This window comes from Thermogymnomonas acidicola (assembly GCF_014646795.1).
In the GTDB taxonomy this organism is placed as follows: domain Archaea; phylum Thermoplasmatota; class Thermoplasmata; order Thermoplasmatales; family Thermoplasmataceae; genus Thermogymnomonas; species Thermogymnomonas acidicola.
On record NZ_BMNY01000001.1, the window covers coordinates 13,196 to 39,531 of the forward strand.

The window sequence follows — 26,336 nt, forward strand, 5'->3', positions numbered from 1 at the left end:
ACCCTCATCAGCACAGCGACTGCAATTATCACTGCGATTGAAACCACCATCATTATGAGTCCGATGAGTCTCTGCGAGCTCATATGGACGCATACCTGCATGCCGCTTAACTCTTTTCATCACTGAACCCAGTTTTACAAAGCATCCCATTGGAGTAAGGCTGCAAAGGCATATGGTTGCACAGGCGTTATGGTGGAATCCCGACTTAGTCATTTCCGACCGGTAATTTCAGAAACACAGATGCCAGGAATTCCTGAATTCACAACGGGCGCGAGGGGATTTGAACCCCTGATCTACAGCTTAGGAGGCTGTTGCCGTATCCAGGCTAGGCCACGCGCCCACAGAGAGGTTAAGGCACTGTGATATTTTAAAGTTTCACGACCTCCCGGAAACCCATATTAATCTTATCGTGATCCGATGTCCCATGAGTGTCAGCATCGAGGTAAATGGCTGGGAAGCGAACCTGAGGTTCTCAGCCGCGCACTTCATACCGGGCCTGGGCAAATGTTCTAGGCTGCATGGCCACGATTATGCAGTCTCTCTCAGGATCGAAGGTGAGACGAGGGAATCCATACTCATGGACTTCATACCGCTCAAGGCTGCGGTCAGGGAGGCTCTGGAAGAGGTGGACCACAGGATACTGATACCCACCAGGTGCCCCAGGGCCGATGTCAGGAAAGAGGGCACGAGCATAAGGGTGCAGTGGGAGGGGAAGAGCATGACCGTGCCTTCATCAGATGCTGTCCTCTGTGACGTCACGGACACGAGCAGCGAGGAGCTCTCCGGCTTCATCCTGAAAAAGGTAATGGAGAAGGTGAAGTTCCCTGATAACATAAGCAGGGTCTCCCTGTGCCTCTACGAGGGCCCCGGGCAGGGGGCATGCAGGGAGGTGGCGCTCCAGTGACCTCAGCGCTCGTGCTCCTCTCAGGTGGCCTCGATTCTACCACGGTCCTTGCCTATGCCCTGAAAAAGGGCTATGATGTGGCCACGCTGAGCTTTGACTATGGCCAGAGGCACAATATCGAACTATTAAGCAGCAGGAGCGTGGCGGATTTCTACGGCGTGGAGAACACGGTCTTCAAGATCGACCTGAGGCAGGTGGGCGGGAGTTCGCTCACCTCGGAGATGCCTGTGGAGAAGAGGGACATAGAGAAGATCGGTGAGAGCGTGCCCAACACGTATGTGCCCGGCAGGAACACCATATTCCTGTCAGTGGCGGCAGCCATAGCCGAGGTTAGGGGCATAGACAGGATCATGATAGGCGCCAACGCAATCGACTACTCCGGCTACCCTGACTGCAGGCCAGCATACTTCAGTGCGATGGAGAGGGCACTCTCTCTGGGCACGAGGATCGGAAACGAGAAGGGGTTCCACATAGAGGTGCCGCTGCAGTACCTCTCAAAGGCTGAGATTATAAGGCTAGGCTCCTCCCTGGGGGCGCCATACCACCTGACCACTTCATGCTACGAGGGAAAACGCCCAGCCTGTGGCCGATGCGATTCGTGCCAGCTCAGGCTCAGGGGCTTCATGGAGGCGGGCCTAAGAGACCCGCTGGAATATGAGAGTTTTCCAGAATTCTACAGTGAATACCTGAAAAAAGGGAGGCCCTGAGGGTCAGAGCTTCCCGCTCAGGAAGGAGTCAACCTTCTGGCAGTTGTTCTTCACTGACTGCACTGTCTTGTTCCAGAGCTCCCTCTCCTCCTGCGTGAAGTCTATGTCGTAGATCTCCTCAACGCCCTCCTTCCCTATCTTTATGGGAACACCTATGAATATCCCGCTGGCCCCGTAGTGTTCAGCGTGCTTCCCTGACAGGTATGCGGCGCACGGGATCACCCTCTTCTTGTCCTGCACTATAGATTCCACCATGGCCAGGATTGAGACACCGGGTGCGTAGTAAGCGCTGCCCGTCTTCAGGAGGTCGACGATCTCGCCGCCGCCGAACCTGGTCCTCTTCACTATGGCGTCGATCTTTTCCTTGCTCAGGAGTGAGGTGATAGGGATGCCTGCAACGCTGGAGTACCTGATGAACGGCACCATGTCGTCACCGTGCCCGCCTATGACAAAGGCGTTCACGTCCTCAACGGATACGTTGAGCTCCTTCGCTATGAAAGTCCTGAACCTGGCGCTGTCAAGCGAGCCGCCGAGGCCCATGATCCTCTCTGGCCTGGCCCCGGTTATCTTCTGGATGGCGTAAGCCATTATGTCTGCCGGGTTTGAGACAACAACTATGACTGCGTCGGGAGCATACTTCTTTATATTCCTGCCCACATCCAGCATTATCTCAACGTTCTTCCCGAGCAGGTCATCCCTGCTCATTCCGGGCTTCCTTGCGAGGCCTGCGGTTACAACAACTACATCCGAGCCCTCCAGGTTCTTGTAGGCCTCCTGGCCCGGAGTTGTGAAGCCTACGACGTTGCTGTCGTATCCCCAGTGCGGTGCGCCCTCCTGTATGTCAAGTGCCTTGCCCTCTGGCACCCCCTGGACGACATCGAAGAGGTACACATCACCCAGTTCCCTTATGGCAAGGAACTGCGCCAGTGTGGCACCCACGTTTCCAGCGCCTATCACTGATATCTTGCTTCTGGACATAAACAGGTATCCCTGCGGGAGTAAAAACTGTTTGCCCTCAGGGCTGAGGTGGGTACGTGGAAATTTTCTTACAACCTGAGTACTGATGAAACCTTTAAATAAAAACTAGGTAATGGATAGGCACTCCATGATAGGCGTCTATGACGTTGATGGCAAGCACAGCGAGTTCGTGAAGCTTGTGCTCAGCGCTGGCTTCGAGGCCGAGGCTGTCACGGATATTGCCGGTACAATACCTGGCATGGAGAGGGGGAGCCCACTCATAATAGTCACAGGCACCGGTATCGGTGAAGAGTTGAGGGGCATCCTAGTCAGTGCGGATAGAAAAGTTTTTCCCATAATAGTTTACGATGGTAACGTTTCACTGGACGACATGCTCCTATACAGCTGTGAGAGTGTCAGGATCTCTGAGGGGAGGTACAGGGAGGCACTCTCGGAACTGAAGAAATGCCTCGTGAACCAGAGGTTCAGGAACCTCCGGAGTGTGGACAGGACATCAGTTTACCTTGCCAAGAATGGCCTGTACCCTGGCATACCTTATTACACGGACCCGTCCAGGTTCGAGCGCTTCCTCGAGCTCCTCTACTCAAGGCACATAGACAAGTCAAGGGTACTGGTAGCATCAAGGTACAACCTCTCGGTTGACTTCCCCGAACTCTTCAGTGAGGACAACATGGTGTGGGTTACTGATTCGATGGGGGGCAACAGGAACAGGCCCGTGAACCTGTCGTTCATTGCGGACACCATTGGCAAGAGGGTGGCGAGCGGCAGGTCCAACATCGTGTTCCTGGACGTCTTCGACCTCCTCAACATGTACCACCCATTTTACGAGGTCAACCGGGCCTTCGAGCAGATAAAGAGCATATGCATAGAGAAGAACGCCTACTTCATCAACGCCATATCCAGGGAGGCAATGGACCCGATACAGTTCGGCCAGGTAACCAGGTTCGCGCAGCCATGGGATCCTGATGAGATCAGGGAACTAGACCTGGAGTCGGATGAGTGAAATGGCACAGCAGGACCTGATGGGTCAGCTCAGGGCCTTCTTTGACCAGCACTTCGGCAAGTCCCTGATCATAAAGGGCAGGCCAGGAGCCGGTAAGACCACATTCGCACTTGACTTCCTGGACATGATGAGGTCCGAGAGACCGGTCTACTACCTCCCAGCCAGGTTTGAGGATAGGTCGGTACTCAAGACTTTCCCCTGGGTCAGCGAGGCGAGGAACGTCGATACATCGGTGCCACTGACCAGGGTATGCACCGAATCTCTTGGCAGGCTGGAGCGAATGGTTGAGGAGGGCAGGTTCAACCCCTCATCGCCCAACTTCTCCGGCCTCGTGGTTAACATAGAGGAGATGCTGCCAGAAGTGAAGGCCATGTACCACTTCGTTGACCAGCACATTGATTCGAGCCCGATACTGCTCCTCGATTCCATAGAGGCGCTGGCAGAGAAATATGAGATGAGCGACGCTGCGATCTTCTCACTGATCTACAGGGACCTGGTGGAGGGCTCCAACGCGAACCTGATCGTGATAATAGAGGCCAGGGAGAACCAGAAGCTCGAGTACTTTGCAGATGGGGTGGTGTCCATGGACTACTCCACGGGGGAGGGCTTCGTGATAAGAACCGCCACCGTGGAGAAGCTCAGGGGGGTGTCTGTAGGGTCATCCCCACAGTTCCTCTATTCGCTGAACGAGGGCAGGTTCAAGTCTTTCACACACGTGCCCATCGTATACCCTGCCGTCAGGATCACGCCGGAGGAGGAGACGGGGGGAGAGCAGTTCGAGGTGCCCATCTACGGTTTCGAAATAGAGAAGCTGACGGAGAGCAGCAGCCCCTCGGTTCCCATAGGCACGCTCATAATGATCCACAGGGAGAGCACCTCCAGCCAGGTGGACCAGGTGGTCAACCTGATAAAGAACAACATAGCGCTCGGAACAGTCTCGGCAGGTAGGGGTGTCATGGACGTGACATCCAGCAGCTACGAGACCTCCGGGGTGCTCGTGAACTGCGTGGACGCGGAGAAGATGAAGAACTATGTCATAGCGGAGAAGTCAAAGAAGAACAACCCATACATAATAAACCTGGAGGGCAAGAGCCTCATAGACGACTTCCCACAGGAGGTGCTTGACTTCTTCATGTCCTATTCCGAGAGACCCGACGTTTACTTCTTCTCCACAGACTTCCTGAGCTTCGTTTACGGCGACAGTTACTATGGAGACCTTGTCAACCTGATCAACGACATAAGGAGTACCGGGATCGTTATACTGATCGCTGATCAGGACGCTTACGAGAGGCTAACCCACTACGCAAACATAACGATACACATTCGGGACTACCACGGTTTCGTCCTGGTCCACTCGAGGCCGGACGCGCTCTACCTCTCCATGCCAGATTACACCCAGAAAGGCTGGCCGAGGCTGAAGCTTCACATGCTGGTCTGAGCGACTTCAGAGACCTCCACGGAGCCTATCTTCCAGAGGCCTCCGGAGCACCGCCAGCCCTTCTCGAATATTGATATCATGACATCCATGACCTGGTGCGTGGCCCTGCGCATGGCTGACATGCAGTCCTCGTCCTCCACCCTGCAGACAACGACAACCCTGTTGGAGAGGATTGAGACTTCAATGCCCGCCCTCCCGGACAAAAGGGAGGAGATGAAATCCCTGTCTATGGCGCTGCCAGACACCAGTTCACCGCGCACAGATACGGCAAACATGCCGCCCCCAGATAGCCCGGGAAGATTAAATTATGGTGGAGCAATCATTAGAACATGTTCCCCGTGACGAGGCTCAGGAGGCTGAGGAGGAGCCAGCAGATCCGGGACCTCCTGTCTGAGACGTCAATAGACACAGGAAAGATGATGATGCCGGTCTTCGTGGATGAGACCACTGACAGATCCGTGGAGGTCTCTTCCATGCCGGGGGTGAGGAGGTACTCACTGGGGCTTCTTGGCGACTACCTGAGGTCCCTGGAGGAAGCGGGGGTGAAGAGCATCCTGCTGTTCGGGGTACCGAAGGTCAAGGACAGCATGGGCACCTCCGCCTACGACAGGAATGGCATTGTGCAGAGGGCCATAGAGCTGGCCAAGGACCAGACAGACCTCGTGGTGGCGGCAGACCTGTGCCTCTGTGAGTATACGGACCATGGCCACTGTGGCATAGTCAGGGGGAATGAAGTGGACAACGACATGACCCTTGACATCTACAGGAAGATAGCGGCAACCTATGCGGAGGCCGGCGCTGACATAATCGCCCCGAGCGGCATGATGGACGGCCAGGTCGCCGCCATAAGGGAGACGCTGACAGACAGTGGCTTCAAGGACACGCTCATCATGGCATACAGTGCCAAGATGGCGTCCTCGATGTACAGCCCGTTCAGGAACGCTGCAGAGTCCAGGCCGCGTTTCGGTGACAGGCGTTCATACCAGATGCCTTACGGGAACCTCAGGGAGGCCATGAGGGAGATTGACGAGGATGTAAGGGAAGGGGCAGACATAGTCATGGTGAAGCCTGCACTCTTCTACCTTGACGTGATTAGTGAGGCGAGGAAACGCTTTGACCTTCCCCTGGCCACATACAGCGTGAGCGGGGAGTACTCCATGCTCGTCAATGCAGTCAGGGCAGGCATACTGCCGGAAGAGAGCATCTACGAGGCAGTAACATCGTTCTTCAGGGCAGGCGCAGACATAGTGATAACCTACTTCGCTGAGCCACTGGCCCGTGGAGACCTCTCTGGCATCATCGGAAGGTAAGGCATGTTCGCAAATACTATGTCACTGTTCGGGATATGGAGGGGACAATGAAACCATGAGTGCCGGTGGTTCGCGTGACAGAGTGTGCGATGTATAACATAACAGTGGGTGGCATGCACCCGTCCACCATATGCGTGGAGATGAAGAAGTTCTCGGCATCGCTGAGGGGGCTCTTGGATGTGCTCACATCTGAATATCCAGAGGAGAGCATGTCGGAGTTCATTCAGAATTTTGCCAGGACAGACGAGGTCATGCCTGAGGACAGGACCCTTGGTTTTGTGGTGGCCAACAGGGACAGGAAGGTGGTGGCCCTGTCCTTCTCGCACCTCCCGGACGAGGTGATGAGGGAGGTAGAGAGCATTGCCGGGAGGTTCAGGGACAGTGGCTTCCAGGTGGAGATTGATGTGTCCTGATACCACGCCGGATCACAGGAGTCACTCCGCATAACCTTAAATAAAAAGTTTCAATCGTTTAGCGATGATCAGTATCGAGGAGATACTAATCATAGTGGTGGTCGCAGCCATACTCTTCGGCGGAAGCAAGAAGATCCCTGAACTCGCAAGGAGCATAGGCAGGGCAACTGGGGAGTTCAGGAGGGGACAGATGGAGATACAGAGGGAGATAGAGAACGCCACCAGGGCAGGTGCGGCCACCCAGACGGTCAACGTCAATGTGGTTGAGGCGGCCAGGAACCTGGGCATTAACCCTGAGGGCAAGAGCGAGGAAGAGCTGAAGAGAGAGATAGCGGAAAAGATCAAGAACTGATATGAGCGATGATGAGCTGCTGCCCAAGCTTTTTGTCTACCTCTCCGAGCTGCGGGTACGGCTCATAAGGATACTGATAGCCTTCGGGCTCCTCACAACAGTATTCATGTTCTTCAGGCTGTCGTTCATGTCTCTGTATGGAACCCCTGTCCCGGTGATACTGCCCACAATCTACCACAACATGGGCATCCAGTTCCTCGGTCTCATAGAACACCACGTGCTCCCCAAGGGCACTGAGATAATCATCCTGAAGCCACAGGACGGTGTTGTGGCAGACCTTGATACTTCGATGTTCCTGGCTGTGGTGTTCTCCATGCCTGTTATTGTAAGGGAAATGGGCAAGTTCATCGGCCCCGCGCTCAGGAAGAGCGAGAAGCAGCTCATCCGCATGGTCACGGTTCCGGCCAGCTTGCTGTTCGCACTCGGTGCTTTCTTCGGCCTCTGGTTCGTTGCACCGAGGCTCTTCATAGTCTTCAGGTCATACGACCTGGGCCTAGGCGCCTCCCCGACCATAAGCCTGACCAGCTTCATATCCTTCATCCTGATCTACATCTTCGCCTTCGGCATGTCATTCGAGGTCCCAGTGATCATGGTTGGCCTCACCAGGACGGGCATGGTATCTTCGGAGACATGGATCGGGGGGTGGAGGTACGCGGTGATTGCGTCCCTGGTCTTTGGCATGGTATTCTCTCCCGGTGTGACCGGCTTCACCATGACGATAATGGCCATACCGATGATCGCCCTTTACTTCGCCGGGGCGTACGTGTCCAGGAGGGTGGAGAGGAAGATGATGGCCGAATCAAAGAGTGTTTCTCAGGCCCTCCAGTGACCTCACATCCGGCCTTATGCTGTTTAGGTAGGCATATATGGCAGTATCCCTACCTATTTCTCTGAGAGGTAGGCTGCGCTTCCTGGCAACTACAGATCGCCAGTCCAGGCTCCTGAGCAGACCGCTTTCGAACTCGAGGATGCCTGAGCCTGGTGGCACAATGTAATCAACGATTCCGAGCTCAAGGGCCTCCCTTGCGCCGAAGATCCTTCCCGACCTTATCTCCCCCATGGCAGCAGCACTGAGTTTTCCCACCGGGTCTGTCAGGACGTCTGTGAGCGGTGGGAACTTGAAGATGAGCTCCGGCATGCCGAACCTGGACCTCGGTGTTGCTACGACCAGGTCAGCTGAGAGCGCGAGCTCGAGGCCCAAGCCAAGCGCGTAACCGTCCACAAGTGCCACTGTTACCCAGGAATCCCTCATCATCAGCCGGGACACGTTCCTTGCCAGCGACCTTGCCTCCCTGAGGAAGCCAGCATCGTTCAGGGAAAGGCACGTGGCCTGGAATCCCCTGCTGAGGTCCCCGCCAGCACCCATCAGCGTCAGCCACTGCGGGCCTGCCGCAAGGGCATCTGCAAGGGCTGAGAGGAGAGACCTCAGGCCGTCTGTGGAGAGCTGGTTGCCCTGCCCAGCATCTATAACGACCCTGATGTGCTGTCCATGCTTCTCTGTGCGGATCCCGCCAGCCATATCAGTACATGGTCAGGTTGAACTTTTTATCTATCTCCTCATAGTCCTGCCTGGATTTCACCTTCAGTATCTCAGATATCGTCTTCATCGCGTTCACGTACCGCCTGTCATAGGCTTCCCTGGCCAGCTTAAGCCTTCTCTCCTTCTCGTCGTAAAGCACCTGCTCTCCGTGCTTCTTCAGGCAGTGTATGCACTCGGCCGCGGATTCCTCGTCCTCCGTAAGGTGCTCGAAACACTTCTCAAACTCCCTCCTCATAGGTCATCGCACCTCTTCATGTCATACCTGGGATACCTAACATTGTAGCGGTCCCTGACGAACTCCAGAATGTATGTGAGGTACTGCAGGCCGTCTTTGCCCTCGCCGATCTCTTCGAAGAGGTCGCCCAGGCCCAGCATCCTCTGCCTCATGTCCTCCACGCCGATCTTCCCCTCCAGGAACTCCCTCACTATGGTGAGCGCTTCCAGGTAGCGGACGTGCCTCAGCCTCTCAGGGTGGTCCCTTGCCATCATCTGGGCCCAGGCTGTGGCGCTCCTGATCCTTGCCATCGCGTCATCGATATCCCCAAAGAGTATCGCGCTCTTTATTATCTCAAGGTCAACGTTCTCCCTCATTGCTCAGACACCCCCGAGGAAACCGTGTGACACTGTGATGAGGTAAGGGAATAGAGAATAGAACACGCCCAGGGCAACAGTCACGAAGGCAGAGAAGATTACCGGAACGTATGACATCCTGCTTGTGTCGAGGCCCTCGGACGATGGCTCCCTCCAGAACATGTAGTTTATGACCCTGAAGTAGTAGAAGACTGAGATGGCGCTGTTCAGTATGGCGATCACCGCGAGCCACCATAGCCTGCCAGATATCAGGCTCAGGAAGAGGTAGTACTTGGCCTGGAACCCACCGGTCAGCGGTATGCCTGCGAGAGCCAGGAGTATTATTGCGAGGCTCACGGCAGTGGCTGGGGCCTTCTTGGCCAGTCCGGAGAGGTCAGAGACCTGGACGTTCTCCTTTCTCACCAGGTTCACCGAGAGGAAGGCGCCCCCTTTCATGAATATGTATACGAGGGAATAGAACATCGCCGCAGCCATGGCGAACCCGAATGTGCTGCTGTTCAGGCCAGCATACGCTATTAGCGGGATCACAAGGATCAGGTAGCCGGCCTGGGCCACACTCGAGTAGGCCAGCAACCTCTTGAGGTTATTCTGTCCCAGGGCTGCCAGGTTCCCGTACGTCATTGTGAGGATGGCCAGTATTGTCCAGAATATGTAAACGTCATGTGAGAGCGGGGCGAAGCCCAGGAGGAAGACCTTCAGTGTTATCAGGTACGCGAGCACCTTGCTGCCCGCTGACAGGAACGCGGAGACAGAGTTCTCAGTCCCGTCGTAGGTATCTATGGCCCACTGGTGCATCGGGAAGATGGCAAGCTTGAAGCCGAACCCAACCGTGAGGAAGACCAGGGAGATCAGCATGGCTGGATATGAGTATACAGTAACGCTGGTCAGGTCAAAGGTGTGTGCCCCGATGTAGTAGAATGAGGCACCGAAGGCGATGAAGCCAGTCGCAATTGTCCCGGTGAAGAAGTACTTCACGGATGCCTCCAGGTTCCTCCTGTCCTTCCCGTAGCCTGCCAGGATGTAGGTGCCAACACTCACAGCCTCGAAGGAGATGAAAAGGGTGATCAGGTTATAGCTGAAGGTCGCCACCAGCATGCCTATCACAACGAAAAGCAGCGTGGCGTAGAAGACCTCTGGCTTGCTCCTGACCCTCTTCATGGCTGGTATGGATATGAAAATGGCCGAGATTATGAGAACTATGGCGAAGTAGGTGGAAAACCTGTTAAATACCTCTGTGCCTGAGAGGAAGCTGGCCGGGTCTGTGTTGAATATGACAGTCACAGGTATTGACACGAAGAGTGCCACCAGGGTGAGTGCGACGATCACCCTCCTGCCAACACCTGCACTGCCCAGGCCAAGGATCAGGAATGCGAAGACGCCTATTATGAATAGTGCGTAGAGGTGCGGCAGGATACCGTCACTTAAACTCGAAACAACACTGAAGGATACCGGCGAACTCATATTGAACCAGGCCTCCCGAGTATGAGAGATGCTGCTTTAAGGCCCAGGCCCGAGGTATGCTGGACCAGTGGCATGAAGGCCAGAGACAGTGAACCTACGTAGTGGGTGAAGAGCGGGAATATGAGGTTGGGATAGACGCCCAGTATGAAGACCACCACCATTATTGACAGGGTTATTGCGAACTCGCCCTTTCCCAGGTCCCTGATCTGGCCCAGGTTCTCGTTGTAAGGGCCGTAAAGAGCACGCTGCGCAGCCCAGACGTGGTACGAGGCCGTGACTATCATGGCGAATATCACCAGCATGATTGCCCAGCTTATCACCTGGAAGGACGCAACGACTATGGAGAACTCCCCAATGAAGCCTGCAAACCCCGGAAGCCCCAGGGATGCCATGAGGGCGGCGAGGAGCATTGAAGAGGCCAGTGGCGCCTCCCTGTAGAGGCCTCCCAGTGAAGGTATCCTCTCGTGCCCGGTGAACTCACTGATGTAGTAGAGGGAGGTGAATACAGCCGCCATTATGAGGCCGTGAGCCACGATCTGGAACATGCCGCCCGCCAGTTCTAGGTTCATGTCATAGCCGTTCTCCAGGATACCAGCAGCGAAGGAGATGGTGACGAAGCCCATGGCCCCTGCGCTGGCATAGGCCATCATCCTCTTCAGGTTCCTCTGCATCATGGCAACCAGGGAGAAGTAGACAAGACTCACAATGCCAAGGAATATGAGGAAGCCCAGCAGCGGTGCTGGGAATACCTGGGCGATGGGCAACAGGATCCCGAAGAGCCCGAAGCCGCCCATGAGTGAGAGGGCACCGGCAAGTATGACTGTGCCGGGATATGGTGCGGTCTCGTAGGCGTCAGGCAACCAGGAGTGCAGGGGGAATGAGGGCAACTTCACAAGGAAGGAGAGCAGGAACCCGAAAAGCATGAAGCCCCTCCAGAACGGCGGCACATGAGTGGAGATGAATGTTGGGTTCAGGAGCAGGGACATCTGGAATGTGTAGACACCCTTGTAGATGAAGTAGAAGTTGTAAAGGGTGAGTATGGACAGCAGCATGAATATGGAGCCTATGTGGGTGTAGACGAAGAACTTGAGCGATATCGAGTCATGCCTCTGCCCCCCGTACCTGAGTATGATGAAGAACACAGGTACAAGGACTACCTCCCAGAATATGTAGAAGAAGAGGAAGTTCCTGGATATCAGGAGCCCTATGAGCCCAACCTCCGTTGTGAGTATCAGGGCGTACATTGTCCTGTCGAACTTCCTCGGATCGGTTATGAGGACAGAGAAGAAGATGATTATCGCAGAGAGTATGAGGAGCGCGTCTGTGAACCCGTTGACGCCTATGGTAAAGTATATGCCTATTGAAGGTGCAAGAGCAAACGTAGTTACCGAGAGCTGGCCCCCCGTGTAGTGGTGCGCGAACCTCAGGACGCTGTAGACCAGAATCAGGAGGAGCACAAGTGCTGACGAACCCATTGCATATGCCCTTATGCCCCTTGGTACGAAGTAGGCGACCAGTGCAAGCAGCAGGGACAGGATGAGTATAGCAAACATCAGCATCTCATATCACCCTGAGGATCTCCATTATCACAAAGACCACTGCAATACCTATGACCATCACGACGAAGTAGTTCTCCACCACACCCGATTGGAGCCTCCTCACCAGGGCACTCAGGCTGAGCGTTGCCTTCCCTGTGGTGTCAACGCCCGAGTTGTACCTGTTCTCGAAGGAGTAGAACGCGCCCGAGAGGCCCGTGACCGCCCTCTCCGCGATCACCCTGGTGAACAGGTAGTCCAGGAAGTACTTGTTCCTCACGATCACGTACGCCGGGTTCCTGAAAGGCTTCATCCTTGTCCACCTGTCCGTGCCGTAGATGAAGTAGGTCACTACCACCCCGATTACCAGGTATATCTCAGGCACAAGGGAGACTGCGAGGGGCACCACCGGCAGGCCAACTAGGTGCGGCAGCACAGATGACTGCTCAACGTAGCTGTAGAAGGGCCTCTGCACTATGCCCAGGATCAGCGAGGGTATGGCGAGGAAGAAGAGGGGTACCAGGACCAGTACGGGTGGATCCCTGGCATGCTCGGCCAGGTATGACCTCGGCTTCCCCAGTGCAACCCTGAAGAACATCCTGAACGTGTACAGTGTGGTCAGGAGCGCCCCCGTGCTCAGGAAGAACCATGGGAGGAAACCGGCCACGGTCTTTCCCGAAGCTATAAAGTAGACCCAGGCAGCGTCTATTATAGTATCCTTTGAGTAGTAGGCTGCAGTCGGAGGTACAGCCGCCAGGGTTATGGCGCCTATGAACATGAGGGTGATTGTGACAGGCATCTTCCTCCACAGGCCACCCATCTCCCTGGTGTCCCTGAGGTCCATGAGGGTGAGGAGTATGGCTCCGGCGCACATGAAGAGGAGGGCCTTGAACATGGCGTGCACGATGAGGTGATACATGCCGTAAGCGACCCCAGCGTACCCTATCGGAGTTGATCCGGAGACTATGCCACCGAAGCCTATGGCTGCAAGCATGTATCCGATCTGGCTTATCGTGGAATACGCCAGTATCCTCTTTATATCGTTGACCACGAGGCCGATTGTTCCTGCGAACGCGGCGGTGAATGAACCCAGTATTGCGACAGAATAGAGGGCAAAGGGCGCTGCGTAGTAGAATAGCGGGAATACCCTTGCCACAAGATAAACGCCAGCGGTTACCATTGTGGCGGCATGTATGAGCGCGGATACTGTGGTGGGGCCCTCCATGGCATCCGGTATCCAGACGTGCAGGGGAAACTGCGAGGACTTTCCAGCTGCTCCGCCAAGGAGGAGCACCGCCACTATCCCTAGCTTTACCTTGCCGATGGTGAGTGCTATGAGCTGCGCCTTCGTGATTATGAACTGTATGCTGAGCGGGCTGGCGCCGTTGAGTATGGAGGTGCCGTTAAGGGAGGTGTACAGGACCGCCATGCCGACTATGAATAGCAGGTCGCCTACCCTCGTGACTATGAATGCCTTCTTCGCAGCCGATGCTGCGTTTGGCTTGAAGAACCAGAAACCTATGAGGAGGTAGGAGCAGAGGCCAACGAGCTCCCAGAACAGGAAGAAAAGAACCAGATTCGATGCTACCACAAGCCCGAGCATGCCGGCAGTGAAAAGTGAGGTCTCGGCAAAGTAGACGTGCTTGTTCGGGTCATCCCCCATGTAGTAGAGGGCGAAGAGGTGTATCATGAGGGAGACGAAAGAGACCATTATTGCCATGACAAGCGTTAGCTGGTCCACATAGACGCCGGCATGTATGTTGTAGAACCATTCCACGCTGTTGTAGACGGGCTGGCCGGTTGCCCTGACATGGAAGAACGTGATTATGGAGAACACCAGGGAGAGGAATATCGTGATGGAGGCCAGGACACCGGCAGTCCACCTGTGGTACCTTCCGACAGTGTAGGAGAGGACGAAACCGATCAGCGGAGAGATGAATATGAACCATGCGTACCAGTACATCGGATCACCACTTTATCTCCTTCAGCAGCGATATTGATATCCTTCCGTACTTCCTGTATATTGCGACTAGCAGGCTTATGCCCACCACGCTTTCCACTGCACCGATGGCTATCACAAAGAGAGCAAAGACCAGGGGGCTCACGGAGTGGGTGAACGATCCCGCGCCCACTAGGTTGAGTATTGCTGCATTTATTATGATCTCTATGGATATGAGCATCTTTATGCCAACGTTTGATGTCATGATCCCGTAAAGCCCTATGCAGAACAGTATTAGAGATAGTGTGGACATAACGCTAAGAAGCATCACTCATCCCTCCTTGTTATGTACAGCATGCCGATTATGCCAGAGACCAGCACCACAGAAAGCAGCTCGAATGGCACAACGTACTGGTTGAAGAGCATTAGGCTTATGTCCTGGATGTCCTGCGAAGTGGGTATGAACGAACCCTGTATCTGCGTTATGACGCCGAAGAACACGATGAAGAAAACAACAACTGCGACAAGCGCTGCCCTTCTATTCAACTTCCTTACCCCCTGTGAGCATCAGCGAGAAGACAAGCAGCGTTACGATTGCACCCACGTAGACCAGCAGCTCTATTGACCCTACAAGGGATGCCCCGAGGAATATGAAGAGTGCCGCAAGGACGAAGAGGAATATCATCAGGTATATTGCAGAGTGTATGAGGTTCCTGTCCCTGACTGCTAGTATGGAAAAGACGATGACGATTATGGCGAATATCACATATATTATCGTGTAGATCATTTTATTACCTCGTCCTCGGGCAGTGCCAGCTCCTCCGGAGAGTAGGTGAAGCTGTTCCTTGTCCTGGCTGTCTCGAACACGTGCGTGAGGTATATGGCATCCGTGGGGCATATCTCCTCACAGTTCCTGCACACCGTGCAGGTGCCGAAGTTCACATCTGGGTATATCTTCCTCTTGTTCCTCGGGTTCTCCCTCTCGACCCTCTGCATCGTTATGCTCTTGTTCGGGCAGACCTGCTCGCACAGTGTGCAGCCAACGCAGTCGTCCAGGCTGAGGAATATCCTGAACCTGAACCTGTCAGGCTCGTACGGCCTCTCCTCAGGGTATTGTATTGTCACCGGTTTCTGGAACAGGTGCTTGGCCACAGCAAACATGCCCTTTATCGAGCCTATAATCGGCAGCTCCTTCTTCGGTTCCTTGACCTCTATCACAGCGACCACCCCAGTGTCAGGAATCCTGCTATTATCAGGTTGACGAAGGCAACGGGCAGGAGGTACTTCCAGCCCATGTTGATGAACCTGTCGATCCTTATCCTGGGCATGGAGAGCCAAACCGTGAATGCGATGAGCACCAGGATGAAGGACTTGATCAGCAGGTATATGAAGCCAGCATCGGAGGAGCCGGGCCCGTTGTAACCGCCAAGGTAGAGGAGGGAGACGATCATCGAGCCCAGGAATATGCTCCCGAACAGGCCTATGTAGAATATACCGAACCTCATTCCCGAGTACTCTGTGGTGTGGCCAGAGACCAGCTCGCTGTCGCTCTCCGCCATATCGAATGGCGTGTAGCTGGACCTCGCTATCATGGCTATGAAGAAAACCCCTAGGCCCAGGATCTGTGGGATCCCGTAGGGTATGAACTCCGCTGAAACGATTCCAGATATGGATAGGGGATCCGGCACCCTTGCCGAGGCCATCATGACCAGGGCCACAGCAGTTATCATCATCGGCACTTCGAATGAGACGTCCTTCGCGACGCCCCTCAGAGCCCCAAGGATCGCGTACTTGTTGTGGGACGCCAAACCTGCGAGTACCTCACCTATGGGCATTATGGCGATCACCGCGAACAGGAGTATGAGCGTGACCTGGGAGTGCGTTATGGTGAGCGACCCGATCCAGTAGAAGTCGCCATAAGGCACTATGGCAAAGGCCGATATGAGTCCGATGAAGACTATGATCGGGGCGATCTTGTAAGCCATGTCGTCCCTCAGCTTGGGCAGAATGCTCTCCTTCCCGATCAGCTTCAGGGAATCTGCTATGAGCTGCAGGGTCCCGAACTTGCCGACCCTGTTGGGCCCGATCCTAAGCTGCAGCCTCGCCATGTACTTCCTGAATATGTATATCATTGCCACGAAGACCACGGTGGCAAAGATCAGCATGAATATGGTCTCGAACAGGTAAGCGAAGAAGAAAGAGGCGTAGTGGCCCAGGGGTGAGAAGAATGCCTGGAGCCTGAAAAGCACGTTCACCTGTCCACCTCCCCGAAGACCAGGTCTATGGAGCCGGAAATAGCGATCAGGTCCGCTATCATCTGGTCCTTGGCCAGGACAGGGAGCACTGAGAGGTTCTTGAACATGGGGCTCCTGACGTGCACCCTGTACGGCTTCACACCGCCGTCGCCTACCAGATACACGCCGAACTCACCCTTTGGTGATTCTGTCCTTGCATAAACTTCTCCCTCTCCCCTCAGCCTTGTCATGAGGGACTTCTTGGCCTTGGGGTTGAAGTACGGCCCATCAGGTATCTTCTTTATTGCCTGCTTCAGGATCTTGACCGACTGCCTCATCTCCTCGAACCTCACCAGGAACCTGGCCAGCGTATCACCCTTGAAAGATACCGGGATGTCGAAGTTCAGCTTGTCGTATACCAGGTAAGGCTCAGCCTTCCGAACGTCGTATTCAACTCCGGACGCGCGGAGCATCGGGCCAGTCACGCCGTAGTCCAGGGCAACTTCCCTCTTGAGGACTCCCACGCCCTTGGTCCTGGATATGAATATGTCGTTCTTCACGAATATGTTGTATATCTCCTCCAGCCTCTTTGGGAAAGACGAGAGGAACTCCTCAATCATGTAGATTATCTTGTCATTGAAGTCCTGGTAGACCCCACCAATGCTCATGTAGTTGGTCTCCTGCCTGGAGCCGCATGCCTCAGCGAATATGTTCAGTATCTTTTCTCTCTCTATGAAGCAGTAGAAGAACGGGGTGAGCATGCCTAGGTCAAGGCCGAAGGTCCCGGCCCAGACCAGGTGTGAGGCTATCCTGTTCAGCTCAGCCATTATCACCCTGATCCACTGTGCCCTTTCCGGGGGTGGCACACCAAGGAGCTTCTCCGCTGCCTCCAGGTACCCCACCTCCATGTTCATGGCAGAGACATAGTCCATCCTGTCGAAGTAGATCAGGGCGTCACAGTAGTAGTCGAGTTCGCATATCTTCTCCGCGTTCCTGTGGAGGTAGCCTATTATTGGCTCTACCTCCCTTATGATCTCGCCGTCCAGCTTGGCCTTGAGCCTCAGGACCCCGTGGGTTGATGGGTGCTGTGGCCCGAAGTTCAGTTCGACCCAGCCGCTGCTGTCCTGTGACCTGCTGACCATCATGGCTACCACCCGTCGTTGGGATCGAAGGTTGCATAGTCGTTGCCTTCCTCGTCCATATTGATGTACTGCACCTTGGAGAGGTCGTAGTTCTTTCTGAGGGGATAGCCAACCCAGCTCTCCGGGAGGAAGATCCTCTTAAGGTTAGGGTGCCCCTCGAAGACAATGCCCAGCATGTCGTACTGCTCCCTCTCGTCCCAGTTTGCACTGCTCCACAGTGATGTCACGCTCGGTACCCTTTCATCCATGGTCTCTGTCTTCACAACCACATAAGTGTTCTTCTCCAGTGAATAGAGGTGGTAAACTACCTCCAGCCTGTCCTTCCTGTCCACGCCGGTTATGAGCGAGAGGTTGAATCCCTGGGACTTCAGTTCCCTCATGAGCTCAAGGAGGTGCTCCTTGGCTACCTTTATTATCCTCCTTCCGTCCTTACCCTTGGTCTCCTCGAGTATCTGCACCAAAGACATCACCTGTCCGCTTCGCCCCTTATCTTCTTCTGCAGGAGCATTATGCCGTACGTCAGTGCCTCCGGCGTGGGCGGGCAGCCCGGGACGTAGACATCCACAGGTATCACCTTGTCCACGCCCAGGACAACGGAGTAGCCCTGGTTGTAAGGGCCACCCTGTATCACGCAGACACCCATCGCTATTACGTACTTCGGGTACGGCATCTCGTCGTAAAGCCTCCTGACCCTGGGTGCCATCTTCTTTGTAACCGTGCCCGCAACTATCATCAGGTCCGACTGCCTGGGGGAGTTCCTGAATATCTCGCTCCCGAACCTGGATATGTCAAGGTGCGAGGCCTGGATACACATCATCTCAATGGCACAACATGCGAGCCCGAACGTGAGCGGCCACAGTGAGTTGCTCCTGCCCCACTGCAGGGCCCTCTCGAGTGTGGTGAGCACTACGCCGCCCTCTCCGCTCTTCATCATCTCTCCCACCTCATGTAGCCTTCCTTGAAAGCGTAATAGACAACGAACAGTGGCATTACGAGGAATATAATTGTCTCAACAAAGGGCACTATTCCCAGGCTCTTGAACCTGTACGCCCAAGGGAAGAGTAGAACCATATCAACATCGAAGAGTATGAAGAGGAGTATAACAGGTATATACTGGATGGTCACGTTCTTGCCTATGTCACCCCTGGCAACCTCACCGCTCTCGTAGGGCTCAAGGTACCTGGTGTCCCTGACAGGAGGGTTGCTCTCCCTCTGCAGGTTCTCAATTATGTCTCTGCTCTTCAGGCTTGGCCGCCTGTTCTTTTTATACCTCCCTTCACCGATGGACGGGATCGCGGAGAAGAGTGCATACATGGCCAGGATGACAAGAACCAGTGTTACTAGGAGCGGAATATAACCGTCCAGCATAATTCAGTATCTGACCAGCCTATTTAAGATATTCTTTGAACCGCCTGCGGCTAAAACCCACTAGCGCTGAAAATATATTCGTCTCCAGACCCTCAAAAATATTTTGGGGTATCCTATCACCGCGCACCACTGGACGGGTTCCCCCCGACCTCGTCGAACAGTTTTAAGAGCACAGATGGGTCGAAGGGCCTCCCTGAGACCCTCCTGGCCTCTGGCACCAGTGACTTCCTCTGGACCCCACGCGATGCCAGCTCCCTTGCAAGGTTCCTGAGCTCCTCCTCGCCCATAGGCCTCAGTGATATATCGCTGAGTATGCTCTCCTTGCCCTCTCCCCTGAACAGCCTGTCCAGTGCGGCCTCAAAGGAGTCCCTCACCCAACCCAGCCTCGATCCCGAAAGGATCAGGCCGTAGATGTCGTCGTCGCTCACCTGGGCCTTGGACGCCTTCCTCTTCTCCGGGACGGTCTGCAGGAGGAGCCTGGAGATGAGCCTCGGGTTGCCAGTCTCATCAGCCAGATACTGGAAGGCCCTCAGCATCCCCTCGTTGACCAGTATCTCCGCGTCCTGCGAAGAGATGCCGTACCTGCCTGATATGGACCTGACGAGCTCGTGCTTCGGCGGTGCCACCATCGAATCAGCCTCATCGAGCATCCCTTTCCCTATGAAGATGTAGGGCACATCAGTCTCCGGGTACATCCTCTCCCCTCCCGGCAGAGGCCTCAGGAACCTGGTCTCTCCATCTTCCGATGCTGCCCTTGTCTCCGAGAAGTCCATGGCAAAGAGCATGCTTAGCTTCCAGTTCATCTCCGCCTCAAGGTTGCCTGCATTGTCCGCCGGCGATGTGCATATCATGAAGGCGTCCGGGTTGCCAAGCTCCTGCCTGACCCTCTCCACCTCACCCCCGGTGATGCCAAACGCCGGTAGCTCGTCAGAGTGCATCAGGCCACCGTATCCGAACGCCTTCACCACCTCTGAAAGCTCCCTACCTATCCTGTATTCTCCACTCTTCAGGAGCCCAGATAGGCCGTCAAGGCGGGAGGCATAAACGTGCAGGCCAGACGATATGGAGTTAGCTATGACCCTTGATCCGGTTCCCCTGAAGAGTTCGGTCACGTCCTTCAGCTTCACGCGGGAAGGCCCCCTCACCCTCGAGCGCCACTCCGATATTGCCCTGGCCAGGTTCTCCTGCCTACCCCTCTCCCACCTGATGACCTCCCTTATGAGGGACAGCCTGCTGACCCCCTTTATCTCCACCCTCCCGTGTCCCATGGAGAAGTTGACGTCTTGCCTTATGGCCTCCGCCCCCCTTCTCAGGGAACCAGTGTAGGATACAATGTAACCTATGCTCTCCGCAACCTCCACAGCGTGATCCTCGTCCTTTATGTCCGGCTCGGTTGATATTTCTATGAGGGGAATGCCGAGCCTGTCCAGGCTGTAAGTGACCCTTCCGGCCTCCTCCTTCACCTTCCTGGCTGCATCTTCCTCCAGGCACACGGTCGATATGCCGACACGGCCCTGACTGGTCTCTATGTACCCATCCATGCCCACCACCGCTGTCCTCTGGAAGCCAGTGGTGTTGGAGCCATCTATGACAACCTTCCTCATGTAGGAGATTACGGGCAGCACATCGCAGTGCAGGGCCCTTGAAACCGCGATCGCTGTTAACAGGGCCTTGCGGTCAACCTCGTGTGGTGGTTCCTCGTCCATCTCAACGAGGCAGCTGTTGTCCGTCACTATGTACTCGAACACCCTTGACCTGTTCCTCTCGTATATTGCGGCCCTGTCCATCTTCCCCATTTCGCTCTGCACCGGGATCAGGGTTCTCCAGAACCTGGTGCCTGTTTCCTGGTGGCCCTCAACAGGGCACCGGCAGAACAGCTTTCCAGTGTTCAGCTGGAAATGTATCTCCAGGCCTATCTTCTGGCCTCTCAAAGCTGCACCTCCCTCTGTATCACCTCTCCCCTCAGGTCAGTGAGCAGGGCCTCGGCAAACCTCTCTTCTGGGTAGTTGGCCAGCACATACATGCTCTTCACGTAAGCCACCTCAGGCAGCATGCCCTCCGCCGGCAGCACACCTATGGACTGCAGTTCCCTCCCTGTGCTGTAAACGTTCATGTTCACAGACCCGCCTATGCACTGCGATGCCATCACAACGTGCACCCCGTCCCTGACGAGCCTTCCTATTGAGTCGTAGAGGGTGCTTGAGCAGTGGCCTAGACCAGTCCCCATGAGCACCAGGGCTCTCCTCCCGTCTGCCATGGCCTCTAGGTCGCTGCCCTGCAGGGTCGGGTGCACGTACACCATTGAAACCCTCTCATCGAGCCTGCCGTTCAGGCGCACAGCACCAGATGGTGCCCTGGCGTGCCCCTCCAGGCTCACGTTGCCATGCGATAGAGATGCAAGTGGCGGTATGCCTATGCTCCTGAAGGCGTCCCTCCTGCTGGTGTGCATCTTCCTCGAACGGACGCCCCTGTGGAGCACAATGCTCTCGTCTGAGATGGAGCCGTGCATGGCTATGCCGACCTCACCGATAGGCAGGGAAGAGAATTTCACAGCGGCAGCCACGTTGAGCGGTGCGTCGCTGCTGGGGCGGTCCGGGCTCCTCTGCGAACCCACCAGGACGACAGGTGAAGGCAGCCCCTCGAACATGAAGGCGAGGGCGGCCGCGGTGTATGACATTGTATCTGTGCCGTGGGCCACCACCACGCGCTTCCCCCTTTCCATCTCCAAGGCGACCTCCCTTGCGAGCCTCACCCAGTCTGCAGGCCTCATGTTCTCGCTGAAAACGTTCATTACCTCCCTGACCTCAACCTCACCGCTCTCCGCGATCTCCGGGGCGCCCCTAAGGATTATCCTCGGGTCCTTCACAGGCCTCACAGCACCGGTGGCGTAGTCCACCATGCTCGCTATTGTCCCCCCTGTTGTCAGGATGACCACAGAACCGTTACCGGTGCCAGGTGCTCCCTCTTCCTCCACCCTTGGGGCCTCCTGCACAAGCCTGATCCTGCACTCCGCCTCTGGAACCGATATGTTGTACCCGCTCCTCAGCTTCACGGTTATTATTCCGCCTTCCTGGTTCACGAACGTTGCATCATATTTCCTGTTCCTGAACTCCACCTCAACACGGTCGCCGAGTTTCATGGAGATGCCTCCTAAACTATCCTCCCCAGGTTCCTGGTTATGCCGAGCATATCCATGGCCCTGATGGCATTCCTTGGGGCCTTCCCAGAGGGGTGGTTGTTGAAGTAGATGAAGACCTCCTCCAGGCCACTGCTGCCCCTTATGATGCCCACTATGCTTTCAAGTTCGCTGTCACTGTATTCATAGTCGAAGGGCAGTGCATCCGACTTCCTGTACCAGGCTTCGTAGTTGCGGCCGTGTAGCCTAACGTATGCCTGGCCGGAAAGTTCATTGACGCCGGAGATCCTTGACTCCGGGCTGTCCAGTGTGACTGGAAGGACTCCTACCTCAACCAGCCTGCTGTAGTATTCCCTGGAGTAGAGTGCCCTGTTCCTGAACTCCACCGCGTACCTGTACCTCCCCGTCCTGGCCTCCCCGAGAAGCCCAATCAGAGACTCCATGTTCCCAGGGCCGAAGGCTGGCGGCAGCTGTATCAGGCAGTAGCCCAGGACGCCTTTGCTGCGGAACCTCTCCAGCACCTCGTCCTCGAAGACGGCAAGTGAGGCCGAGGCAAGTTCTGCGCTCCTGAAGAGGGCCTCGTGCGTCACAGCCCTGGGGGCCTTCACAGAGAACATGAACTCCCTGCCCGATACTGTCCTTATCCACCTGTCCACAGATATGCCTGAGGGCTGCCGGTAGAATGTGGAATCGACCTCCACGGTGTTGAACACGCTGCTGTAGAATGACAGGTGGTCCCTGGTAGACGGAGGGTAGAATGTGCCGACCCAGTCACTGTAACTCCAGCCGCTGCAGCCAGCCCAGTACCTGACCATCAGTGCCCCTTCAGGATCTCCCTGGCTATCACTATCCTCTGTATCTCGTTTGTGCCCTCATAGATCTCCGTTATCTTCGCATCCCTCAGGTGCCTCTCGACGTCAAAGTCCTTGGTGTAGCCGTAGCCCCCAAAGATCTGTATTGCCTCCTTGGCCACGAACATGGCTGTCTCTGAAGCATACATCTTTGCCATGGAGGCGAGCTTTATGGCCCTCTGGCCCACTGCCCAGAGGCGCGCGGCCTCATATGTCAGGAGCCTGCTTGCCTCTATCCTCGTGGCCATGTCCGCCAGCTTGAACTGTATCCCCTCGAACTCGGATATTGCCTGCCCGAACTGCTTCCTGTTCTTGGAGTACTCCAGGGCTTCCTCGTAAGCAGCCTCTGCGATGCCGAGTGCTTGGGCCGCTATGCCGATCCGCCCTGCATCGAGTGTCTCCATTATGACCCTGAAGCCGTCGTTGAGCTGGCCCACTATGTTTTCCTCAGGCACCTCCACGTCTTCGAAGACGAGTTCAACTGTGGAACTCCCCCTCAGCCCCATCTTCCTGATGTCCCTGCTTATCCTCAGTCCTGGCGTGCCAGCATCGACAACGAATGTCGTGATGCCCCTGTGCCTCTTCCCGGAGTCCGTTACAGCATCGAAGACGAAGAACTTCGCTATCCTCCCGTTGGAGATGAAGAGCTTCGTTCCGTTAACGACAAAGCTACTGCCCTTCCTCACAGCAGTTGTCCTGATGGATGCTGCATCGCTCCCTGCGCCTGGCTCCGTTATGGCCAGGCCGCCCACTGCTCCCTGGGCCACCTGCGTGAGGTACCTTTTCTTCAGTTCCTCGCTGCCAAACATGAGGATGGGCTCGGCAAACAGTGTCAGTGCACCGTCAAGCACCAGTGCGGTGCTCGGGCAGGCCTTTGATATCTCCTCAATGACCCTGACAAGAAGCTCGAAGCCGAGGCCTGCGCCACCGTACTTCTCCGGAATGTAGATGGAGAAGAGGCCAAGGGCCCTCATCCTGTCTATGAGGTCCTGTGGGACGTTCTCCTCCTCATCTATCTGCCTGGCCCTGGGCTTGACCTCATTCTGGGCGAATTCCCTGACTACCTTGAGGACCTGCTCCTCCGTCTCCTTGAGGCCTGAAAGCATGCATGAGCCATGTCAAGAATCGATATAAATTGGTGCTTCGGGCCCCTTCAACGGCCCGATATGAGCTCACTCTTGAGGGTCTCCAGGAGGTCCTCCGGTATCCGGGCGCTCTCCTCGTACCCCGGGTGCCTTGTCTCTATGTATACGTTCCTTGCTTCCATGAACTCCGAGAGCTGCTTGTCAGTGAACCTGAAACGCAGGTACTGGAGAGTGCTCTCGAGCGTGTCCGTTGACCTCCCCTCTTCCGGTATTGCGTGTATCTCTGAGTTCCCGAAAGTCATGTATACATGCTTCTCTATCCCTGCAAGCCTTGGCATCTCCCGTATGAGCTTGTCCTGTGTGTCGAACTCAATGAACATAGACACGCTCAGCTCGTTTCTGCCGGGCAGTAGGTCACTGTAGACCCTGATCAGCCTCCTTATCTCCTCCTCATCGTGCACGTTCTCTATGAACACCATCTCATTGATCTGGTTGAGCACTGTGTCCTTGCACTCAAAGAGGAAGCTGAAGGTCCTGGTTGAGACCCTCCTCCTCTTCTTTATCTCAATTATCTCCTTGACTATCCTGTCCCTTTCCTTCTCATAAATCTGAGGAGGTAGAACCTCCTCCCTCCTTATCTCCAGCATGTTCACTGCTGCTTCAGCTTCTGCAGCGTCTCCTCGTACTTCTTGGCGTGAGACTTCTCCGCCTTGGCAAGCACCTCAAACCAGTGGGCTATGTCTTCGAAGCCCTCCTCCCTCGCTACCTTTGCAAAGCCAGGGTACATCTGGGAGTACTCGTATGTCTCTCCTGCTATGGCGCTCTTGAGGTTCTGCTCTGTTGTCCCTATGGGCTCTCCGGTCACAGGGTCGCCAACAAGCTGCAGGTACTTGAGGTGACCGAATGCGTGCGCAGTCTCACCGTCTGCCGTTGACCTGAAAACGGCCGCTATCTCCTGGTAGCCCTCCTCGTCTGCCTTCTGTGCGAAGTACAGATACCTCCTGTTCGCCTGCGCCTCACCCGCAAAACCCATTTTCAGGTTCTCCAGAGTCTTGCTGTTCTTCAGATCCATTTTGCCACCAGGGATGTATCGAATTATCATATTTGAATTTATTGGAATGATTACTAATTAATATCTATACAAATTTAGCCCTGCCGGATGCGACCAGGAATATGCCGAGGGCCCTATCTACACTATGGACACCCGCGTCCAGCTCGAACTTCCTGCCCATGAACCAAACTGAAAAGCCTGCTGGGAGCTCGACCCTGCACTCCCCATCCCTGAACCTCTCCGGCACGGCAGACACCAGGGGATCGAACTCCTCCAGACCGTCGAGAGGGACAGGCAGGACCATGAGGCCAGACTTCCCGTGCAGGCTCATGGGGAACCTGATCAGCCTGTGCACGTCTGTGGTCACGGGCTCATCGATCTCAGACCTCTCCCTCTCAAGGTATGTGGTGGTTGCCCACTCGAACACCTTCTGCTCCGCCTCACTGATATCAAGCCTGTACTTCAGGTGGCCAGGGCTGCTCAGCACCTGCTCCCTACTCGCAGTCCTTGTCCTGTCCACTATGACCGGGGAGTTCCTGCGTGACAGGATATCAGAGAGCTCATCGTCCTTGAGTATGCCAATGTTCGAGCCCCTGTAGACCTCCGCGAACACTGAAGAAACGAAGCGGTCTATGGAGCTGATCCAGCCCCCCATTGCACCGCTGAGCAGAAAGGAGTTCTTCCTTATCTCTGAAAATGTTATCCCCTCCCCCCTAACGTAGTCAGCGATCTCCCTCCTGGAATCCGAATCGAGTGTGTAGACTGCGTCGTCCTGTATGTGCACATGGTATCCACGGCCACCAGAGAAGTAGACCTTGATCGAATCACGCGGCACGCCCAGCGAGCCGATTAGGAAGTTCTTTACCAGCCTGATGGTGTGCTTCTTCACCTCTCCGAGTATCGCCTCGTAGCTCATGTTTGAGGCGCCTGGTATGTGGTCTGCATCCAGGTCAAAGATCAGCTCCGCACCCAACCAGCCCTTACCCTCCATTGACCTCTCATCCGGCTTCCTGTAATATGCAGAAGAGTAGTAGAGGTGCCTGGGCGGATCCCTGGCACACATTGCCCTGGCCTCAAGGAGGCTCCTGAACTTCCTGTGCCTGACCATTGTGCCCTCGAATGGGATCAGGCCTATCTCCCTTGAGGAGATGTTGTCAGGGCCATCCGGCTCCCATGAGGAGTAGTATTCCCTGAATGCAGAGTGGAGCATGGCCGTGGATCTGTCCACCTTAACCTATGGAATAGTATTTTAATTAGGTTTGTGATCGTTTACCCATGCAAAAAAGGGTTCTAATGAT

General features: G+C 55.3%; 32 protein-coding genes and 1 tRNA gene. 8 read left to right on the forward strand and 25 right to left on the reverse strand.

Annotated features, from left to right (window positions below; genetic code table 11):
• Positions 1-265 precede the first annotated feature (265 nt).
• A tRNA-Arg gene (locus IEW66_RS00065) sits at positions 266-340 on the reverse strand.
• An 84-nt stretch (positions 341-424) separates the two neighbouring features.
• On the opposite strand from IEW66_RS00065, the gene IEW66_RS00070 reads away from it, so the two are divergent.
• Together IEW66_RS00070 and queC are read left to right on the forward strand one after the other, a co-directional pair.
• Entirely contained in the window at positions 425-904 is a 480-nt protein-coding gene (locus IEW66_RS00070) for a 6-pyruvoyl trahydropterin synthase family protein (RefSeq protein ID WP_188679245.1), read from the forward strand.
• Positions 901-1,611, forward strand: a complete 711-nt coding sequence (gene queC / locus IEW66_RS00075; RefSeq protein WP_229657385.1) for a 7-cyano-7-deazaguanine synthase QueC — start codon at positions 901-903, stop codon at positions 1,609-1,611. The genes IEW66_RS00070 and queC overlap by 4 nt, the downstream gene beginning before the upstream one ends.
• 3 nt (positions 1,612-1,614) lie before the next feature.
• Here queC and mdh read toward each other — a convergent pair whose 3' ends face one another.
• Complete coding sequence (mdh, locus tag IEW66_RS00080; RefSeq protein WP_188679255.1) at positions 1,615-2,589, reverse strand: malate dehydrogenase; 975 nt, start codon at positions 2,587-2,589, stop codon at positions 1,615-1,617.
• A gap of 112 nt (positions 2,590-2,701) precedes the next feature.
• On the opposite strand from mdh, the gene IEW66_RS00085 reads away from it, so the two are divergent.
• Both IEW66_RS00085 and gvpD read left to right on the forward strand, forming a co-directional pair.
• Positions 2,702-3,592, forward strand: a complete 891-nt coding sequence (locus tag IEW66_RS00085; RefSeq protein WP_188679257.1) for a DUF835 domain-containing protein — start codon at positions 2,702-2,704, stop codon at positions 3,590-3,592.
• A gap of 1 nt (position 3,593) precedes the next feature.
• The gene (gvpD, locus tag IEW66_RS00090; protein ID WP_188679259.1) at positions 3,594-5,030 is read left to right on the forward strand and encodes a gas vesicle protein GvpD P-loop domain-containing protein; all 1,437 of its coding nucleotides are present in this window, start codon (positions 3,594-3,596) and stop codon (positions 5,028-5,030) included.
• On the opposite strand, the gene IEW66_RS00095 is transcribed toward gvpD, so the two are convergent.
• Positions 5,015-5,305, reverse strand: a complete 291-nt coding sequence (locus tag IEW66_RS00095) for a hypothetical protein (protein ID WP_075056664.1) — start codon at positions 5,303-5,305, stop codon at positions 5,015-5,017. The two genes, gvpD and IEW66_RS00095, sit on opposite strands and share 16 nt — an antisense overlap.
• A 54-nt stretch (positions 5,306-5,359) precedes the next feature.
• Between IEW66_RS00095 and hemB the strand changes: the two genes are divergently transcribed.
• The 4 genes from hemB to tatC all read left to right on the forward strand — a co-directional run bounded on the left by hemB (position 5,360) and on the right by tatC (position 7,934).
• Positions 5,360-6,340 (forward strand): porphobilinogen synthase, encoded by a 981-nt coding sequence (gene hemB / locus IEW66_RS00100; RefSeq protein ID WP_188679261.1) that lies wholly within the window; start codon positions 5,360-5,362, stop codon positions 6,338-6,340.
• Between the two features lie 89 nt (positions 6,341-6,429).
• A complete protein-coding gene (locus IEW66_RS00105; protein ID WP_229657386.1) occupies positions 6,430-6,753 on the forward strand; it encodes a TA0956 family protein in 324 nt (107 codons plus the stop codon).
• A 64-nt stretch (positions 6,754-6,817) separates the two neighbouring features.
• Positions 6,818-7,105 carry a Sec-independent protein translocase subunit TatA/TatB gene (locus IEW66_RS00110; RefSeq protein ID WP_188679265.1) on the forward strand — a complete coding sequence of 96 codons (288 nt, stop codon included), beginning with the start codon at positions 6,818-6,820 and terminating at the stop codon, positions 7,103-7,105.
• A 1-nt stretch (position 7,106) separates the two neighbouring features.
• A complete protein-coding gene (gene tatC, locus IEW66_RS00115; protein WP_188679267.1) occupies positions 7,107-7,934 on the forward strand; it encodes a twin-arginine translocase subunit TatC in 828 nt (275 codons plus the stop codon).
• Here tatC and IEW66_RS00120 read toward each other — a convergent pair.
• The 22 genes from IEW66_RS00120 to priS form a co-directional block, all read right to left on the reverse strand.
• Positions 7,905-8,624 (reverse strand): enoyl-CoA hydratase-related protein, encoded by a 720-nt coding sequence (locus IEW66_RS00120; protein ID WP_188679269.1) that lies wholly within the window; start codon positions 8,622-8,624, stop codon positions 7,905-7,907. The genes tatC and IEW66_RS00120 overlap by 30 nt on opposite strands.
• A gap of 1 nt (position 8,625) precedes the next feature.
• Positions 8,626-8,880: a hypothetical protein gene (locus IEW66_RS00125; protein WP_075056669.1), complete on the reverse strand. Its 255-nt coding sequence runs from the start codon at positions 8,878-8,880 to the stop codon at positions 8,626-8,628.
• A complete protein-coding gene (locus tag IEW66_RS00130; protein ID WP_188679271.1) occupies positions 8,877-9,236 on the reverse strand; it encodes a hypothetical protein in 360 nt (119 codons plus the stop codon). Before IEW66_RS00130 ends, IEW66_RS00125 begins: the two co-directional genes overlap by 4 nt.
• 3 nt (positions 9,237-9,239) lie before the next feature.
• Positions 9,240-10,697 (reverse strand): NADH-quinone oxidoreductase subunit NuoN, encoded by a 1,458-nt coding sequence (nuoN, locus tag IEW66_RS00135; protein ID WP_188679273.1) that lies wholly within the window; start codon positions 10,695-10,697, stop codon positions 9,240-9,242.
• The gene (locus IEW66_RS00140) at positions 10,694-12,256 is read right to left on the reverse strand and encodes an NADH-quinone oxidoreductase subunit M (RefSeq protein WP_229657387.1); all 1,563 of its coding nucleotides are present in this window, start codon (positions 12,254-12,256) and stop codon (positions 10,694-10,696) included. Before IEW66_RS00140 ends, nuoN begins: the two co-directional genes overlap by 4 nt.
• A gap of 1 nt (position 12,257) precedes the next feature.
• Entirely contained in the window at positions 12,258-14,195 is a 1,938-nt protein-coding gene (locus IEW66_RS00145) for an NADH-quinone oxidoreductase subunit 5 family protein (protein WP_188679275.1), read from the reverse strand.
• A 4-nt stretch (positions 14,196-14,199) separates the two neighbouring features.
• Complete coding sequence (gene nuoK / locus IEW66_RS00150; RefSeq protein WP_075056673.1) at positions 14,200-14,499, reverse strand: NADH-quinone oxidoreductase subunit NuoK; 300 nt, start codon at positions 14,497-14,499, stop codon at positions 14,200-14,202.
• Complete coding sequence (locus IEW66_RS08710; RefSeq protein WP_188679277.1) at positions 14,499-14,717, reverse strand: NADH-quinone oxidoreductase subunit J; 219 nt, start codon at positions 14,715-14,717, stop codon at positions 14,499-14,501. Before IEW66_RS08710 ends, nuoK begins: the two co-directional genes overlap by 1 nt.
• A complete protein-coding gene (locus IEW66_RS08715) occupies positions 14,710-14,958 on the reverse strand; it encodes an NADH-quinone oxidoreductase subunit J (RefSeq protein ID WP_188679279.1) in 249 nt (82 codons plus the stop codon). Before IEW66_RS08715 ends, IEW66_RS08710 begins: the two co-directional genes overlap by 8 nt.
• A complete protein-coding gene (gene nuoI / locus IEW66_RS00165) occupies positions 14,955-15,389 on the reverse strand; it encodes an NADH-quinone oxidoreductase subunit NuoI (protein WP_229657388.1) in 435 nt (144 codons plus the stop codon). The genes IEW66_RS08715 and nuoI overlap by 4 nt, the downstream gene beginning before the upstream one ends.
• Entirely contained in the window at positions 15,386-16,426 is a 1,041-nt protein-coding gene (gene nuoH / locus IEW66_RS00170; protein ID WP_188679280.1) for an NADH-quinone oxidoreductase subunit NuoH, read from the reverse strand. The genes nuoI and nuoH overlap by 4 nt, the downstream gene beginning before the upstream one ends.
• Entirely contained in the window at positions 16,423-17,550 is a 1,128-nt protein-coding gene (locus IEW66_RS00175; protein WP_229657389.1) for an NADH-quinone oxidoreductase subunit D, read from the reverse strand. The genes nuoH and IEW66_RS00175 overlap by 4 nt, the downstream gene beginning before the upstream one ends.
• A 2-nt stretch (positions 17,551-17,552) precedes the next feature.
• Entirely contained in the window at positions 17,553-18,005 is a 453-nt protein-coding gene (locus tag IEW66_RS00180; protein ID WP_229657515.1) for an NADH-quinone oxidoreductase subunit C, read from the reverse strand.
• Positions 18,006-18,013: 8 nt separating this feature from the next.
• Positions 18,014-18,478, reverse strand: coding sequence for an NADH-quinone oxidoreductase subunit B (locus IEW66_RS00185; RefSeq protein ID WP_188681101.1), 465 nt, complete (start codon positions 18,476-18,478; stop codon positions 18,014-18,016).
• Positions 18,478-18,915, reverse strand: a complete 438-nt coding sequence (gene ndhC, locus IEW66_RS00190) for an NADH-quinone oxidoreductase subunit A (RefSeq protein WP_188679282.1) — start codon at positions 18,913-18,915, stop codon at positions 18,478-18,480. The genes IEW66_RS00185 and ndhC overlap by 1 nt, the downstream gene beginning before the upstream one ends.
• A gap of 116 nt (positions 18,916-19,031) precedes the next feature.
• Positions 19,032-20,846 (reverse strand): Glu-tRNA(Gln) amidotransferase subunit GatE, encoded by a 1,815-nt coding sequence (gene gatE, locus IEW66_RS00195; protein ID WP_188679283.1) that lies wholly within the window; start codon positions 20,844-20,846, stop codon positions 19,032-19,034.
• Positions 20,843-22,054, reverse strand: coding sequence for a Glu-tRNA(Gln) amidotransferase subunit GatD (gene gatD / locus IEW66_RS00200; protein ID WP_188679284.1), 1,212 nt, complete (start codon positions 22,052-22,054; stop codon positions 20,843-20,845). The genes gatE and gatD overlap by 4 nt, the downstream gene beginning before the upstream one ends.
• An 11-nt stretch (positions 22,055-22,065) precedes the next feature.
• Complete coding sequence (locus IEW66_RS00205) at positions 22,066-22,866, reverse strand: DUF72 domain-containing protein (RefSeq protein ID WP_188679286.1); 801 nt, start codon at positions 22,864-22,866, stop codon at positions 22,066-22,068.
• Positions 22,866-24,008: an acyl-CoA dehydrogenase family protein gene (locus IEW66_RS00210; protein WP_188679288.1), complete on the reverse strand. Its 1,143-nt coding sequence runs from the start codon at positions 24,006-24,008 to the stop codon at positions 22,866-22,868. Before IEW66_RS00210 ends, IEW66_RS00205 begins: the two co-directional genes overlap by 1 nt.
• A 47-nt stretch (positions 24,009-24,055) precedes the next feature.
• Positions 24,056-24,634, reverse strand: coding sequence for a DUF3501 family protein (locus IEW66_RS00215; protein WP_188679290.1), 579 nt, complete (start codon positions 24,632-24,634; stop codon positions 24,056-24,058).
• Positions 24,635-24,636: 2 nt separating this feature from the next.
• Positions 24,637-25,059, reverse strand: a complete 423-nt coding sequence (locus tag IEW66_RS00220; protein ID WP_188679292.1) for a rubrerythrin family protein — start codon at positions 25,057-25,059, stop codon at positions 24,637-24,639.
• 64 nt (positions 25,060-25,123) lie between these two features.
• On the reverse strand, positions 25,124-26,266 hold the full coding sequence (gene priS / locus IEW66_RS00225) for a DNA primase catalytic subunit PriS (protein WP_188679294.1): 1,143 nt from the start codon (positions 26,264-26,266) through the stop codon (positions 25,124-25,126).
• Positions 26,267-26,336 lie beyond the last annotated feature (70 nt).